The organism is Catalinimonas alkaloidigena, assembly GCF_029504655.1.
Lineage (GTDB): Bacteria > Bacteroidota > Bacteroidia > Cytophagales > Cyclobacteriaceae > Catalinimonas > Catalinimonas alkaloidigena.
Map to the genome: position 1 here is coordinate 2591399 of NZ_JAQFIL010000001.1, position 15370 is coordinate 2606768.

15 protein-coding genes are annotated in these 15370 nt (G+C 39.2%); 11 read left to right on the forward strand and 4 right to left on the reverse strand.

All coding sequences use genetic code 11. The features are described 5' to 3' along the window. The first annotated feature begins 4 nt into the window (after positions 1-4). Positions 5-454 (forward strand): hypothetical protein, encoded by a 450-nt coding sequence (locus OKW21_RS10625; protein ID WP_277479391.1) that lies wholly within the window; start codon positions 5-7, stop codon positions 452-454. 57 nt (positions 455-511) lie between these two features. After that, complete coding sequence (locus tag OKW21_RS10630) at positions 512-688, forward strand: hypothetical protein (RefSeq protein ID WP_277479392.1); 177 nt, start codon at positions 512-514, stop codon at positions 686-688. On the opposite strand, the gene OKW21_RS10635 is transcribed toward OKW21_RS10630, so the two are convergent. From OKW21_RS10635 to OKW21_RS10650, 4 genes are all read right to left on the reverse strand, one after another. Next, a complete protein-coding gene (locus OKW21_RS10635) occupies positions 675-2009 on the reverse strand; it encodes a GH1 family beta-glucosidase (RefSeq protein WP_277479393.1) in 1335 nt (444 codons plus the stop codon). The two genes, OKW21_RS10630 and OKW21_RS10635, sit on opposite strands and share 14 nt — an antisense overlap. A 1-nt stretch (position 2010) precedes the next feature. Then, complete coding sequence (locus OKW21_RS10640) at positions 2011-3024, reverse strand: glycosyltransferase family protein (RefSeq protein ID WP_277479394.1); 1014 nt, start codon at positions 3022-3024, stop codon at positions 2011-2013. Then, the gene (locus tag OKW21_RS10645; protein WP_277479395.1) at positions 3021-3869 is read right to left on the reverse strand and encodes a UDP-2,3-diacylglucosamine diphosphatase; all 849 of its coding nucleotides are present in this window, start codon (positions 3867-3869) and stop codon (positions 3021-3023) included. The genes OKW21_RS10640 and OKW21_RS10645 overlap by 4 nt, the downstream gene beginning before the upstream one ends. A gap of 286 nt (positions 3870-4155) precedes the next feature. Next, positions 4156-5037, reverse strand: coding sequence for a diacylglycerol/lipid kinase family protein (locus OKW21_RS10650; RefSeq protein WP_277479396.1), 882 nt, complete (start codon positions 5035-5037; stop codon positions 4156-4158). A 72-nt stretch (positions 5038-5109) separates the two neighbouring features. On the opposite strand from OKW21_RS10650, the gene OKW21_RS10655 reads away from it, so the two are divergent. From OKW21_RS10655 to OKW21_RS10695, 9 genes are all read left to right on the forward strand, one after another. Beyond that, positions 5110-5490 (forward strand): gamma-glutamylcyclotransferase family protein, encoded by a 381-nt coding sequence (locus tag OKW21_RS10655; protein WP_277479397.1) that lies wholly within the window; start codon positions 5110-5112, stop codon positions 5488-5490. Between the two features lie 216 nt (positions 5491-5706). After that, entirely contained in the window at positions 5707-6087 is a 381-nt protein-coding gene (locus OKW21_RS10660) for a response regulator (RefSeq protein ID WP_277479398.1), read from the forward strand. Between the two features lie 96 nt (positions 6088-6183). Then, entirely contained in the window at positions 6184-7542 is a 1359-nt protein-coding gene (locus OKW21_RS10665) for a sigma-54-dependent transcriptional regulator (protein WP_277479399.1), read from the forward strand. A 30-nt stretch (positions 7543-7572) separates the two neighbouring features. Continuing rightward, entirely contained in the window at positions 7573-9054 is a 1482-nt protein-coding gene (locus tag OKW21_RS10670; RefSeq protein WP_277479400.1) for an ATP-binding protein, read from the forward strand. Positions 9055-9066: 12 nt separating this feature from the next. Beyond that, positions 9067-9522: a response regulator gene (locus tag OKW21_RS10675; RefSeq protein WP_277479401.1), complete on the forward strand. Its 456-nt coding sequence runs from the start codon at positions 9067-9069 to the stop codon at positions 9520-9522. Positions 9523-9530: 8 nt separating this feature from the next. Beyond that, a complete protein-coding gene (locus tag OKW21_RS10680; protein ID WP_277487668.1) occupies positions 9531-10973 on the forward strand; it encodes a hybrid sensor histidine kinase/response regulator in 1443 nt (480 codons plus the stop codon). Positions 10974-11576: 603 nt separating this feature from the next. Continuing rightward, positions 11577-13145: an arylsulfatase gene (locus tag OKW21_RS10685; protein ID WP_277479402.1), complete on the forward strand. Its 1569-nt coding sequence runs from the start codon at positions 11577-11579 to the stop codon at positions 13143-13145. A 76-nt stretch (positions 13146-13221) separates the two neighbouring features. After that, positions 13222-14127, forward strand: coding sequence for a nucleotidyltransferase family protein (locus OKW21_RS10690; protein ID WP_277479403.1), 906 nt, complete (start codon positions 13222-13224; stop codon positions 14125-14127). Positions 14128-14151: 24 nt separating this feature from the next. Beyond that, the gene (locus OKW21_RS10695) at positions 14152-15306 is read left to right on the forward strand and encodes a phosphotransferase enzyme family protein (protein ID WP_277479404.1); all 1155 of its coding nucleotides are present in this window, start codon (positions 14152-14154) and stop codon (positions 15304-15306) included. Positions 15307-15370: the final 64 nt, after the last annotated feature.

Consider the following 15370-nt stretch of genomic DNA (forward strand, 5'->3'; position numbering starts at 1 on the left):
TAATATGCATAGAATTATCAATAGTTTGGCAGTAGCTGAGTATAACAGAAATCTAAAAGCAGTAGAGATTAATTTTAATGGACAGGGTCCTTCCCATCTTTATCACGATACTATGGATATTGCTATGAATATTGCCATGATCCATCAGATTAACTCCTGGCTATTCATAAAAGATGATTTTACTGACATCAGCCATAATGCATTTATTGCTTTTGTGAAAAAGTGGTCAAAAAAGGCTAGTGAGATGTATGAAGCCAATTCTATGAATTATTTATGTAAAGTTGCTCTGATTACATCAGCAGAATCCCATTTGTACCTCCTTTCGGAGCATGAGTGGCTGCAGGATTCAAGAAAAATATTTAAAAACCTCCATATCAAACTATTTACCGAACGCGAGCCTGCTAAGAAGTTTTTAAACAATGATTACTCCACCAGAGTATTAATAGAGTCATGACTTGAGTAGGTCATTCTTTGATTTTTTTACCTTTTGTTAACCCAAATTTTTTATAACATGAATACACTAAATAACTATGATGACCTCATTCTTTGGAAACGAAGATTAGATGAGTGGAAGACTAAGGTAATAGAGCAACAACATTTTCATGAAAACGTGAGCTCTCATCTCAAACATGTATACAGTCGGGCCGAAAAGCATACCAAATCAGAAGTTCTAGCTACAGACCGCTAACAAACTTACTGTACCACCTGCCTGAACTCTTAATGGTACGTTTTTGAGTAGAGTGATCTACATGAACCAATCCAAAGGTAGGCTGGTACCCCTCGGCCCATTCAAAATTATCCGTTAAAGTCCACACAAAGTATCCGGCCAGCGGGACTCCTTCTTGCTTTGCCCGAAGACATTGGGCAATGTACTGCTTAAGATAATGCTTTCGTTGAGGGTCCTCAATCTTACCATTTCGCCAGAAGTCCTTAAATGCTGCCCCGTTTTCAGTGATGATGATTTTATCCAGATTGTATCTTTGATGAAACAATTTCAGAATGTGATAAATTGATTCAGGATATACTTCCCATCGCATGAGGGTTGTCGGAACCCGTCTTTTTTCAGCATCTACCTGGCGGGCGTGGATATAGGGAGTAAAGAATGAGTGACGAATGATTTCACGGGTATAGTTTTGTAGACCTATGAAGTCAAATTCAAACTGAAGGGCTATTTCATCATCGGGGCGCATATACTTTTCTATGCGGTGAAGCGAATGAAAGTAATCTACTGGATAGCCTAAACCTAAGGCCGGTTCAATGAATAACCTGTTGAGTAGAGCATCCACTCTACGCGTAGCACTTAAATCTTTATGGTGATTAGACATCGGCTCTACCATTGTACAAGAGAATGTTGTACCGATTTCCGCTTTAGGGAGGTTTGACCTTAACACGCGTCCTCCTGCCGCCTGGCACATGGCTGCATGATGAACAGTTGAAAGAAAGGGTAACAATCCCTGCATGCCTGGAGCATGTATTCCTAAAAAGTATCCTGCTCCCGTAAAAACCAATGGCTCATTAAGCACCATCCAGTGATTAACCTGATCGCCATACGCTCTGCTACAGGTATCCACAAAATCTGAGAACCAGCCAATGATATCACGATTGGTCCACCCCCCTTTATGGCTAAGCGCAAGCGGTAAGTCCCAATGGTATAAGGTTATCCAGGGCGTGATATCATTTTCCAAACAGCTATCAATCACTCTTTTGTAAAAATCCAGTCCTTTTTGATTTACTGTACCTGAACCCTCAGGAAAAATACGAGGCCATGAAATTGAAAAACGAAAATTATCTATGCCTAATTGTTTGAGTATACCAATATCCTCAGCATAGCGATGGTAAAAGTCACAGGCAGTATTAGCATGTTGATTCTGATAGATTTTACCTTTTTCACTGACAAATTTATCCCAGATGGATAGACCTTTGCCGTCTTTGATATAAGCGCCCTCTGTTTGGTATGCAGCTGAAGATACCCCCCAATAAAAAGAGTCACCGAAATCCTGTACTTGCAACTTAAACTGGTTTTTCTTCTGCTTTTACCCTTAAATGTTTTGTCAGAACCATATCAATGACGTCTTCAGTGATGTCTGGATAGTTGATCTCCAGCGATTTTCCATGACTTACCCACTCCTCAATTTTTGGAACCTGCTTCTTTTTTAAGTTTTTTAGGACAGGTATACCCAGCGTTTCAAGGGCTGCGGCATTACAGTGCTGTTCATACTGGTTTTTCATGGGGATCACCATTAGTTTTTTATTAAGGTACAAAGCTTCTGCCGGGGTTTCAAAACCAGCACCACAAAGTATTCCTTTGCACGAAGCCAAACTCTTAATAAAACTTTCATTATTTATAGGCTTAATTCTCAGGTTTTTAACTTTATGTTTCTGCCGGGTGTGTTTGGAGAAAATGTGCCATTTGACATCACTGATTTTCTTAAGCCGCTTGATCAATTTTTCATCATCGTAGGAGGGAAGGTAAACTGTATAATGGCCTTTGTCTTTAACTTCAGCTTCCCTGATCTCTTTTCGGATTACCGGAGTAAATATATTTTCGTCAAAGGCAGCGAAATGAAAGCCGTACTTCATGGCAGAAGGGGCGTATCGCTTTAGTATCATTTTACCAAAAGCATCACCCTTCTTGGGCTGGGGAGAATGAGCCGCTAAAATAGCACTTTGGTGACTAAGGCTGATGCAGGGAGCTTTTTTCAGATAAGAAGCCCAGGCTGTGACCGGTTCAAAATCATTGATGATGAGATCGTACTTCTCCACCGGAAATTGCTGTATATCTTTCCATAGCTGCCGGGTGTTTGTTTTCTTATAGGTCTCAAGCAAATCAACCCCACCAGATTTTCCAAAAATAAAGCTCATCCCTTTCATCTGATATGCGACTGGATAGGGCAGGCTGACATCAGCCTGTATCCCGCTGATCAAAATATCCAATTCTGTTTTTTGTTGAAGGAGTGGAATGATATCTCTGGCCCTGCTCACATGTCCATTACCTGTCCCCTGGATGGCATACAATACTTTCATGCTTTTTTGAGTTGAAACTCCTGTAATAAATTGGTATATAAAACTGAAATATCCATACTATTATCATCTTCTTCATGATCGTCGTTTTGAAGAATATGGTCATCACCGTATTTATAAAGTGACCATTGACAATTCTGATATTCCAGCGCAGTCAGGTTTTCTACCCAGTCTCCACTGTTCAAATAAGTGACCTCTCCTTCATCAGTAGTGATTTTTCTAATTTCAGGATTATGTATATGACCACAAATCACATAGTCATAACCGTTGGAAATCGCGATGTCAGAAGCGGTAGTTTCAAAGTCATCAATAAATTTGACGGCACTCTTTACACTATTTTTTATCCTCTTGCTGAAAGAAACCTTGCCTCTGCCCACTTTTTCAGAACAGAAATTGACCATTGCATTAAGAAGTATCAGAGAATCGTAACCAATAGCGCCAAGCTTTGCCAGCCATTTGGAGTGTTTCATGGTAATGTCAAAGACATCTCCATGAAATATCCAGGCTTTCTTGCCGTCTAAGTCCAAAACCATTTTATTCACAATTTTGAGGGTCCCCATCGTAAAGCCTTCAAATTTGCGAAGCATCTCATCATGATTACCGGTAACGTAGTAGACATGCACTCCTTTAGACGCCATACTAAATATCTGCTTGATGATTTTCATATGTGTGGTAGGAAAATACCGCTTGCTGAACTGCCAGATATCAATGATATCACCATTCAGGACGAGTATTTTAGGTTGGATACTTTTCAGGTATTTATGTAATTCACGGGCATTGCATCCGTAAGTGCCCAGGTGTACATCAGAAATGATGGCTACATCCAATTGCCTTTTTTTTGAAGACATACTCATTAGTTTTAAATACTGAATTTTTTACAGCTGGCTGTACAGTAAAAGCAGTAAGGCGCGAAAAGGTAGCAGTAAGGGAAAAGTCAGGGTAGACGATATTTTGATTTAGTCTGTAATTCAAAAGTTATCTTTAAAATGAAAAAATCTCCAGTTGAGTTTTTCAAGATCATTTAAATTGATTGCTTAAAGTAATCAAGAAAAAATCACATTCAGGTTAACCCAATTTTATCCTTTGGTTACTAAAAGATGAATATTGATCAGGATTTGACGGCTGGTTTAACAATTATTTAACAGGAGCCATTACACGTAAACTTCCTGCTTTGATGCTGACTCTGATATTTTCATCATTACTCAGATATTCACCATCAATGTGAATAGGAGCCTGGTCTATATTTTCTATACTAAATTCTGTGGTTTGAATAATACGCACATAAGGAGAGTGATGGAGATTCCGGAATAGCGCCATCATGGTGAAGGTAGGAAGGTGAAATGGAGGAAAAGGTCTCACAAGCACAATGTCAAGCAGGCCATCGCTGGCACTGGCGTGAGGAGCGATGATCGCGTTATTGCCGTACTGTGTGGTATTGGCAAAGGCGATGAGGAAATAATCTTCTTCTACAACTTGACCCTGAAATTGATAACGAAATTTTTTGGGGGCAAAAGTTTGAAACTCTTCTATAACACAACGAGCGTACGTCATGTATCCCCGCTTAAGCTGTTCAGCAAAGGTCTTGCTGATCTGCCCATCAAAGCCTACACCAGAGACATTGAAAAAGGTTTTGTCATTGAGCAAGCCTGTATCTAATTTTTTTACCTTACAACTGTTGAGTTGGGCAATAGCCTTACTTACCTGCATTGAAATATCCAGGTACCTTGCAAAGCCATTACCTGAACCGGAAGGAATTACTGCCAAGGTAGTGGGTGAATCTACCAGCGCAGTAGCCACCTCATTGACAGTACCATCACCACCTACCGCAACGACAATATCAAAATCAGCTTTGTTTTCGTCAGTAAGCAAGGGGGCATGGCCGGCATATTGGGTGTACGCAATGTCATAGCTATATTGAAGATGATCAAGGTGTCTTTTGATCAGTTGGGGTAGCAGTTTTTGTTTTCCAATACCAGAAATTGGGTTAATAATAAACAGGCAGCGCTTTTTATTCATTTCCATATTGACTAATTCGCCACAATAATACAACATCACGAATCAGTACTTCTAATGATAGTATAACTAAATATGAATTTTTACAATGTATTTGTTTACGGTACTCTACGCAAGGGAGGTATTAATCATCATATAATCAAGACTTGTGAATGTATAAGTGATCAATATGTGTTAAAAGGATTTAGTCTATATGATTTTGAACAATGGTACCCTTACATGATCAAAAGTGCAAATGATGATTTTGTCATCGGTGAAATATATCAAGTGGATGAGAAAGTAAAACGTAAGCTTGACATTTTAGAAGATGTAGAGAACAACTTATATAAATTTATATATTTGCCATCAGACGAGTTTTATACCTATATAAAGTATGATAAAAATGTTAAAAATTATCAGAAAGTTCACAGTGGTGATTGGATAGCTTATGTACGATTGATAAGTAATGCTGGCTGACCAAAGAATAAGTGTTGCTCTTTTTCTACAAAATTCGTAGAATTTTATACCTGAAATGCTGTGCTTTGCGATTGTCAGATTTATTTTTTTGCTCATGAACTTTCAATTTGTTGGTTTGACCAGATAAGTTGAAGCATGATTGAATTCAGGTGCGCTTTTTGAAAAGGTTATAGGTTAAGTTCGTATTTTTTACCGTTATTGAGTGTAGTTAAACTAATGAAAGGGAGGAAAATTCTTATTGTAGATGACGAGAAAGAAATTTGCTTTTTACTCTCCGCGCTATTAAAACACATGGGTTATTCAACTGATCAAGCCTTTTCTATTGAGGAAGCCATGGCTAAGTTGAAAAAGCAGTCATATGATTTATTTTTTTTAGATTTGAATCTTCCTGATGGTTTAGGCTATCACTTGGCGCCAGTGATTAAAAAATATTGTAAAAATGCAAGAATTGTTATGATTAGTGCTCATGATGGTATGCTAAAACAAATACAATCTGAAGTAGATGGAATTGACCATTTCATAGACAAACCTTTTAATAAGGAAAAAATCAATGAAGCGTTAATAAAACTTAATATGTATAATTATTCCTCAGGTTAGGAAATGAAAATTCATTCTTTTTTTTAAGGATGACTTTATATATTGTCTCAATTTATTGTAAATTAAAACTACTTTTACCTACTATTCTCCTGTTCAATGGCTAAAAAAATTCTAATTGTTGATGATGATCAGGATATCCGCCTATTATTGGATAAGTTTCTAAGCAAAAATGGTTATGAAACCAAAACCGCTTATGACAGCTCATCTGCCATAGAAACACTCAAATCAGGCAAATGTGATCTTGTATTATGTGATTTCAAGTTACCTGATATAAACGGATTGGAGCTTATCCAAAAAATCAAAGTAATCAATCCCGAAGCTGCGCTAATTATAATTACAGGATACTCAGATGTGAAGGTGGCTGTTAAAGCTATTAAACTTGGCGTATATGATTACGTAACCAAGCCCCTTTATCCGGATGAGATTCTTATCACTATAGAGCAAGCGCTTAATAATAAAAAGGATCAGAGCAAACCGAAAAAACCTAAGCAAAAGAAATTTATCATAGGTGACAGCCCTCAGGCAAACCAAGTGATGAAGCATATCAAGCTTATTGCACCGACTGATATGTCAGTGATAATTCAGGGTGAAACCGGTACCGGAAAAGAATTTGTCGCAAATGAAATTCATAATTACAGCAAAAGAAAAGCAGCCCCCTTTGTTGCCATAGACTGTGGCGCACTACCCAAAGACCTGGCTGGCAGTGAACTCTTCGGACATGTAAAAGGTGCATTTACAGGAGCTCTTAATGATAAAGAGGGTAGTTTTGAATCTGCCAATGGTGGAACACTCTTTCTGGACGAAATCGGTAATTTATCTTACGAAAATCAGGTCAAGCTGCTAAGGGTTATTCAGGAAAGAAAAATCAAGAAGATAGGAGGTACCAAGGATATTCCCATTGATGTCCGGCTGATTGTTGCTACCAATGAAAATCTTTCAGAAGCAGTCAAGCAAGGAGATTTCCGTGAAGATTTATACCACCGATTCAATGAATTTAAAATTTATCTGGCTCCGCTTAGAGAGCGTAGCACTGATGTAAAAGTGTTTGCCCGCTACTTCCTGGATAATGCCAATCAGGAACTTGGTAAAGAAGTAAAAGACTTTGAGCCTGAAGTTTTGGCTAAGATGAAGGATTACTACTGGCACGGAAATTTAAGAGAGCTTTATAATGTAGTAAAACGGTCGGTCCTATTGGCACAAACAGATAAAATAACGCTGGAATGTTTGCCTGAGGAAATTAAATCTCCTGTCTATTTTGAACAAAGTGAACCTGTTAGTCAGGAGGCACAAGGTGAACCTTCAAACTTGAAATCAGTCTCTAAAATCGCGGAAAGAGAAGCCATTATCAGTGTACTTGAAAAAACCGGATATAACAAGACCAAGGCTGCGGATGTTCTCAATATAGACAGGAAGACCCTTTATAATAAAATGAAATCTTACAACATAGATCTCTGACATTAGCATTTTTATCGAGTCTTACTGTATATGCATCAAACTTTTGAATATTCTACCCAACTGGTAGAGACAATCATGGATAATACTGATGATGGTATTATTCTTTTTTCGCCTGTTTTCGATCAACAAAATGAAATTGTCGATCTGAAATACATTTTTGTAAACCGTGCAGCTGAAATACTTATTGGTATTGATAGAGAAGCGCTGTTGGAGAAAACTATTCTTAATACCTACACCACGCATAATTTCTCCAATCTATTTGAAGCCTATAAGCAGGCCTACCTGAGTGAGAAAGAGTATCGTAAAGAGAAATATTTTACAGAAGACGGTCTTCAAAAATGGTATAACATTAGCGCGAAGCGGTGTGAGTCTGTCCTTTTGGTGACCTTCAATGATATATCCGGTTTTATGGCATTGATCAATGAAAAAAGCCGGAGCGAAAGCTTATATAGAACATTGATCAGAAGTCTTCCTCACGCAGAAGTTGCCTTAGTAGATGAAAAGTTGAACTTACTACTTTCTGACGGAGCCGCGTTAAAGGCTTTCGGACATCAGCAAAAACTTCAGGAAAAAACGAATTTGGTAGACATCCTTTCTGCCGAAGAAAAAGAGGAAGTGCTGCCGGTACTTAAAGCATGTCTTAAAGGAAAAACAAAGAAGCTGGAAATGGAAAGAGAAAGCGCTCTTTACAGACTCCACTTTATTCCAGTAAAAGATGATGAGCATAGAATTTTTGCTGTGCTCATCGTATCTGAAGATATCGGTATTTTTAATTTTTCCAATGATGAGCTAAGAAACAAAATTTATGAACTAGAAAACGCTAATGAAAGCCTGGAGCAGTTTGCCTATGTTGCGTCACACGACCTTCAGGAACCCTTGCGTAAAATCAGAGCTTTTGGTGACAGGTTGCAATCCAAATATCAGGAGCAGCTAGATGAAACTGCGCAGGATTATATCAACAGAATGCAGAATGCCGCAGGCCGTATGCAGAAACTGATTGATGACCTTCTAAAATACTCACGGGTTGGTCGTTTTCAGGACCCCTTTCAGGAAGTTAATCTTGATGAACTCTTCAGTAACATTATTGAACATCTGGAAGAAAGAATCAATGATAATCACGCGCGGGTAGAAGTCAAAACCTTACCTACTGTACTGGGTGATGTAAGCACACTAGAACAGTTGTTTACTAACCTGCTTACCAATGCGCTCAAGTTCAAAAAGGCAGACCAGGCTCCTTTGATTAAAGTTTGGTCCGAAAATGTTCATGAAGAGGGGGAGGCCAGGCACCAAATCTATTTGCAGGATAATGGAATTGGCTTTGATGAAAAATATTTAGATAAGATTTTTAATATTTTTCAGCGCTTACACGGCCGCAATGCCTACGAAGGCACCGGCATTGGCCTCGCCATATGTAGAAAAATTACAGAGATGCACGGAGGTAGCATAAGTGCAACTGCTAAACTAGGAGAGGGAGCTACATTCATAGTTACCCTACCGGTAATAAGTAAATAAAAATATATAGAAATGAGTACTAAGCAGGCAAAGACAATCACAATTCTGATGGCAGATGACGATCCTGATGACAGGATGCTAACCAAAGAAGCATTAATGGAAAATAAGCTGGCAAACGATCTGCATTTTGTTGAAGATGGAGAAGAGTTGATGGATTATTTGCTTAAAAGAGGAAAGTATAACGAAGATAATGCTCCCAAACCCGGTTTAATTCTTCTTGATCTCAATATGCCTAAAAAAGATGGTAGAGAAGCCCTCACCGAGATAAAAGCTGATCCTACCTTAAGACGTATACCAATTATAGTATTGACAACTTCCAAAGCAGAGGAAGATATATTGAGAACATATGACTTAGGCATAAGTTCTTTTATCACCAAACCTGTGACCTTTGATGATCTGGTAGAAGTGGCGAAAGCCATTGGAAATTATTGGTTTGGCATTGTGGTTTTACCAAATGATAAAGATTAGTGAAAGAAATGCTGAGTGAAGAAATTGAAATATTGGTAATTGATGATGATGAAGATGATTTTGTGATTGTTAATGATCTTCTTTCAGATATTAAAACTGGTAAGTTCAATATACATTGGGAAGCTGATTTTACGCTGGGATTGAAAGCTATTCAGAAGCAGGCTTTTGATATATACCTGATTGACTATCGCCTGGGGGAAAAAAATGGATTAGAGCTCCTTAAAGAAGCCGTAAAATTTAAACCCGGAAAACCAGTCATCATGCTGACCGGACAAGGTGAACCGGAAATAGATTATCAGGCCATGCAGATAGGAGCCGCTGACTACCTTGTTAAAGATGCGATTGATTCTCAGAGCCTGGAAAGAAGTATCAGGTATGCGCTTAGTAATGCTTTTGCGGTAAGAAAACTGTATGAGCAAGAGAAAAAATACAGGGTACTTTTTCAACAGTCTCTAAATGCCATTTTTATTACTGACAGAAACCAGGCGTTGGTGGATGCCAATCCTTCAATGATTTCACTTTTTGGGTTTCAAAAGCATGAGCTTACTCAAAGCCAGCTTGGTGACTTTTTCGTCCGCGATGACTCATACTTAGCTTTACAGCATAAAGTGAATCAGGAAGGGCACGTAAAGGATATGGAAGTTCTCTTGAAAGATAAAAAAAACAAAGAGCACATATGCAATATCTCAATCACTAAGCTTTTAAGCCCCGAAAAAGATTTATTGGGCTATCAGGGTATTATAGAGGATATCTCAGAAAAGAAAAAGGTACAACTGGAACTCATTCAGTTAGAAAAACTCATCATGACTGGTAATATTGCCCGGAGTATTGCGCACGAAGTACGTAATCCACTGACCAATATTAATCTTGCGCTGGAACAATTTTCCTTTGATGATCTGGACAATGATACTTTTGAAGTTTACCTGGAAATTATCAAAAGAAATACAAAGCGTATCAATCAGCTGATCACACAGATGTTACAGTCTTCCAAACCTTCTAACCTTACACTTACCTCTACATCAGTGAATGAAGTATTGGAAATGGCACTGAAACATGCCAAAGATCGCCTCAAGTTACAGGAAATTAAGGTGGTCAAATTATATGACCAGAATTTACATGATATACCATTAGACCAGGAAAAGCTGAGTATGGCTTTTCTGAATATCATCACAAATGCCATCGAAGCGGTAGAGCCGAAAAAAGGAATAGTCACACTAAAAACCACTAAAAACGGCTCTAAACAACTGGTACAAATCTGTGACAATGGCTTAGGTATAAAATCCGACGAAGTTGGAAAGTTGTTTGATGCCTTTCATACCGGCAAAAGAGGAGGGATGGGACTAGGGCTGACATCAACCCAGAATATCGTTCATGCGCATGGTGCTAAAATTTCAATTGACAGCACTCCCGGAAAAGGTTCATGTTTCACAATAATCTTTGATGAGCATTAGGCTTCACTTTTATTTTGTGTGATTACATATGTCAATGCTCAAATTCAAATATATACTGCATATTGTATAATCACTTGAGGAGAGCTATTGTAAATAGCTGTCTAATGAAATATGGATTGACATGAGTTTTACACTGTTACATCTAACATAAAAGGTTCAATCCTTTTTTTGACCTCAGATGAAAGTCCTGCGGATAAGTCAGTTTTTATAGAGAGGGATTTCCCATGCCTGAATTCCATTTCATTAGTGGAGGTATTAATGAATAGCTCCACGATAACAATCGACCTAAAAGTATAAGCACAGATGTATTGTGGAGCTTGCAGCCCTTCAGAAAAAAATGTGTGGGAACGAATGCTGAGACTTAGACAGGAGTGTATATGCTCAAACTTCAATTTTTTCTTAGCAAGCACCTTTAGTTGCTTCTGCCTCAGAACATTGTTGAAGTTGGCACTTCGCCTTACTGATAAACAATTGTTATGCTGAAATAAGGAATCAGGAACTTAGCTTGAAATATTCATAAGGATCAGTTTGTCCCGGCTAGAAACTAATTTTGATCAGAATTATGAGCTTTTTAATTTGAAAAAAAATTAGAATACAATTCATATGAAACTAAGCAACATCCTGACCCTAATCATAGGAGCTATTTTCCTATACGCATGCCAGAATAAGCAGCAAGAAGAAGTAGCGGAACGTGAAGCACGGCAACCCAATATCATTTACATTTTGGCTGATGACCTGGGTTATGGCGATCTGGGGGTTTACGGACAGGAGAAAATTGAAACACCTAATATAGATGCTTTAGCTAAAAATGGCATACGCTTTACACAGCATTATGCTGGCGCACCGGTTTGTGCTCCTTCCCGCTGCGTGTTGCTTACCGGAAAACATATGGGCCACGCATATATCCGTGGTAATGATGAATGGAGAGAAAGAGGAGAGGTTTGGGATTATGTAGCCATGTTTGAAGATTCAACCCTGGAAGGGCAACGGCCGCTACCGGATACCATCACTACATTACCCGCCTTGCTCAAAGAGGCAGGTTATGCTACCGGAATGATTGGTAAATGGGGATTGGGAGCACCTAATACGTCATCTATTCCTACCAAGCGGGGATTTGATTTTTTTTATGGCTACAATTGTCAGCGACAGGCGCATACTTATTATCCATTACATCTCTATGAAAATGAACACAGGGTACTGCTGAACAACGATACAGTACCCCCTAGTGTAGGCTTAGCAAAAGGAGCTGATCCTAACGCCCCATCTTCTTATGCCAGATTTACACTCAATGAATATGCCCCTGAACTTATGTTCAAGCAGATGACAAAATTCGTAGATGAGCATCAACAAAAACCCTTTTTCTTTTACTGGGCTAGTCCAATACCACATATGCCATTGCAAGCGCCCCAAAGATGGGTAGATTATTATGTGGAAAAATTTGGAGGTGAGGAGCCCTATCTGGGAGATAGATCCTACTATCCTCATATGCATCCTAAAGCGGCATATGCGGCGATGGTTTCTTATCTGGATGAAAATGTAGGTAAGCTGGTGAAGCAGTTGAAAGATCTTGGGATTTATGAAAACACACTCATCATTTTTACCTCTGATAATGGTCCCTCCTTTAATGGAGGGACAGAGTCACCCTGGTTTGATAGTGGCGGGCCCTTTGATAGTGAAAGGGGAAGAGGCAAAGGGTATGTGTACGAAGGAGGTATTCGTGTACCCATGATCGCCAGCTGGCCAGCTGAAATAGCCGCTGGAACTACCTCTGATCATATTTCTGCCTTTTACGATGTCATGCCTACCCTTTGCGATGTGGCGGGAATTGAAGCTCCTGAAGATAGTGATGGTATCAGCTTCTTACCGCTGCTCAAAGGTAATGATGCAGAGCAGCAGGCTCATGAATTTCTGTACTGGGAATTTCCCGCTTACGGCGGGCAGTTAGCCATCAGAATGGGTGACTGGAAGTTTGTGCAGAAAAATCTAAATGAAGAGCCTACGCTTGAACTGTACAACCTGGCTATTGATCCCCAGGAAACAAAAAATGTAGCCGAAGAACATCCCGAGCTGATAGAAAAAGCAAAAACTATATTTGAGCAAGAACATACGACTCCTGCTATTGAAAAATTCAGAATTCCTGCGCTGGAAGCAGCTCAGCTTGGTGAATTGTGAAGTCTTTTGTGCTTACAAATTTGTGCTGCGTGGAATGTTTGCAGAACTTAGCATTTTAAAAATCTGAAATACAAAAATGAGTAAACCTACATTACTGGTAATGGCTGCAGGGATGGGAAGCCGCTACGGCAGTCTAAAACAAATAGACGAATTTGGACCATCCGGTGAAACCATCATAGATTATTCTATTTATGATGCTATCCGTGCCGGTTTTGGCAAAGTAGTCTTTGTGATCCGTGAATCTATCCTGGCAGATTTTAAAGTGGTTTTTTATGGAAAATTTTCCGGTAAAATTGAAGTAGACTATGCGCTGCAGGAACTGGATCGTGTTCCTCAGGGGGTAGAAGTGCCTCCTGAAAGGGTAAAACCATGGGGAACTGGCCATGCGGTTTTGGTCGCTGCAAATAAAATTAAAGAGCCGTTCGCAGTTATCAATGCGGATGACTATTATGGTCAGCAGTCTTTCCAACTGATGGCAAATTTCCTTTCTAATCTGGACAAAGAAGTGCATACGCTCATAGGCTATCGCCTAAAAAATACATTGTCCGAGCATGGTTACGTTTCTCGTGGTATTTGTGAAGTGGATCAAGAAGGCTATTTGAAAAGTGTAACAGAGCGGACCCATATTTATATCAAGCCTGATCAAGCTATAGTATACAAAGAAGATGAGGAGGAAGTAAGCCTTAGTGGCGACGAGATTGCTTCTATGAATCTTATGGGATTTACACCCGGTGCATTTGCCCAGTTTGAAGCATCCTTCAAAGCTTTTATCAAAGAAAACGCGGGTCATTTGAAGAAAGAATTTTATTTGCCTACGGTAGTGAATGAAATAATCAATGCGGGTGAAGCTAAAGTAAAAGTGTTGAATACATCAGACAAATGGTTTGGAGTTACTTATAAGGAAGATAAAGCAGTAGCCCAGCACAGGCTGAAAGAACTGGTAGAAGCAGGTGTTTACCCAGAGAATCTTTGGGGAAGTTGAAAAGTCAAATTCAATTTATTTAGTATGGGTATTGGGGATAAATTTCAGGTGGATGAAATCATCAGCAAGTTTAAGGTAGGGGATGATGATTTTGACTATAAGCCTTTTGGTTCAGGCCATATCAATGATACTTTTTTAGTCTTTGATAATCAACACGGAGAGGCAGATGAGGCCACGCAGCGTAAATACCTTCTCCAGCGGATCAATCATGAGGTGTTCAGAGACGTAGATGGGCTCATGCGGAATATGAATTTGGTGACCACCAGACTCCAAAGTGAGTTGGGAAAATCTGAGGAAATGGATTTTACCACGGTGCGCATCATACCTGCACATGACGATAAGCTCTACTACCTGGACTCATGGGGTAACTATTGGAGAATGCAAACTTTTATTCCCAATAGTACGACTTACGATAGGGTTACCTCTGAAAAGCAGGCTTTTGAGGCAGGTTATGCGTTTGGTAAATTCCAGCTCTTGCTGGAAAATATAGATGTCAACAGCTTAAAAGAAACCATACCTGATTTTCATAATATGGAGTACCGCTTCAAAAATTTTGAGGCAGCCCTACAAAAAGATGCGGTCAGCAGAAAGGCCTCCGTTGAGAAAGAGATCCTATTTGCTTTAGCGCGGCAGGAAGAGATGGAAAATCTTTATGAGCAGGTAAAAAACGTAAAAGTCCCTATCCGAATAACGCATAATGATACCAAGTTCAACAATGTACTTCTGGATAAGCATACGCATAAAGCAATTTGTGTCATAGATCTGGACACCGTGATGCCAGGGGTAATTTGGTATGACTTCGGGGACTCTATCCGTACAATCGTCAATACTGCGGACGAAGATGAAGTTGATTTAGCAAAAATTGAAGTAGATATAAATTTTTTTGAAGCTTTTACCCAGGGATATTTACAGGAGACTGCTCTTCTTCTCACCGAACTTGAAGTAAACCAACTTGCTTTTTCCTCTCGCTATATGACCTTCATCATGGGCCTGCGATTTTTGACAGATTATCTCTCGGGTGATGTCTACTACAAAACGAAACATGAGCATCAAAATTTGCAGCGAGCCAGAGCCCAGTTTAAGTTGGTAAGCCAGATGGAAAGAAAATCAAATGAGATGGAAGAAATTGTGTTGAAAACCTATCACCATTTTACGGATCATTCTGTTTCATCTGAATGACATTTTTGAGATAGACCTCAACAAGAAAAGATGTGTTTTGTTTGCTGCATATCAAATTAAAAAA

What these genes read in the sequence shown, in the direction of transcription:
- OKW21_RS10675 (WP_277479401.1), top strand. Translation starts at nt 9,067, where the DNA reads ATGAGTACTAAGCAGGCAAAGACAATCACAATTCTGATGGCAGATGAC.
- OKW21_RS10645 (WP_277479395.1), bottom strand. Translation starts at nt 3,869, where the DNA reads ATGTCTTCAAAAAAAAGGCAATTGGATGTAGCCATCATTTCTGATGTA.
- OKW21_RS10670 (WP_277479400.1), top strand. Translation starts at nt 7,573, where the DNA reads ATGCATCAAACTTTTGAATATTCTACCCAACTGGTAGAGACAATCATG.
- OKW21_RS10665 (WP_277479399.1), top strand. Translation starts at nt 6,184, where the DNA reads ATGGCTAAAAAAATTCTAATTGTTGATGATGATCAGGATATCCGCCTA.
- OKW21_RS10640 (WP_277479394.1), bottom strand. Translation starts at nt 3,024, where the DNA reads ATGAAAGTATTGTATGCCATCCAGGGGACAGGTAATGGACATGTGAGC.
- OKW21_RS10630 (WP_277479392.1), top strand. Translation starts at nt 512, where the DNA reads ATGAATACACTAAATAACTATGATGACCTCATTCTTTGGAAACGAAGA.
- OKW21_RS10685 (WP_277479402.1), top strand. Translation starts at nt 11,577, where the DNA reads ATGAAACTAAGCAACATCCTGACCCTAATCATAGGAGCTATTTTCCTA.
- OKW21_RS10655 (WP_277479397.1), top strand. Translation starts at nt 5,110, where the DNA reads ATGAATTTTTACAATGTATTTGTTTACGGTACTCTACGCAAGGGAGGT.
- OKW21_RS10660 (WP_277479398.1), top strand. Translation starts at nt 5,707, where the DNA reads ATGAAAGGGAGGAAAATTCTTATTGTAGATGACGAGAAAGAAATTTGC.
- OKW21_RS10695 (WP_277479404.1), top strand. Translation starts at nt 14,152, where the DNA reads ATGGGTATTGGGGATAAATTTCAGGTGGATGAAATCATCAGCAAGTTT.
- OKW21_RS10625 (WP_277479391.1), top strand. Translation starts at nt 5, where the DNA reads ATGCATAGAATTATCAATAGTTTGGCAGTAGCTGAGTATAACAGAAAT.
- OKW21_RS10690 (WP_277479403.1), top strand. Translation starts at nt 13,222, where the DNA reads ATGAGTAAACCTACATTACTGGTAATGGCTGCAGGGATGGGAAGCCGC.
- OKW21_RS10650 (WP_277479396.1), bottom strand. Translation starts at nt 5,037, where the DNA reads ATGAATAAAAAGCGCTGCCTGTTTATTATTAACCCAATTTCTGGTATT.
- OKW21_RS10680 (WP_277487668.1), top strand. Translation starts at nt 9,531, where the DNA reads ATGCTGAGTGAAGAAATTGAAATATTGGTAATTGATGATGATGAAGAT.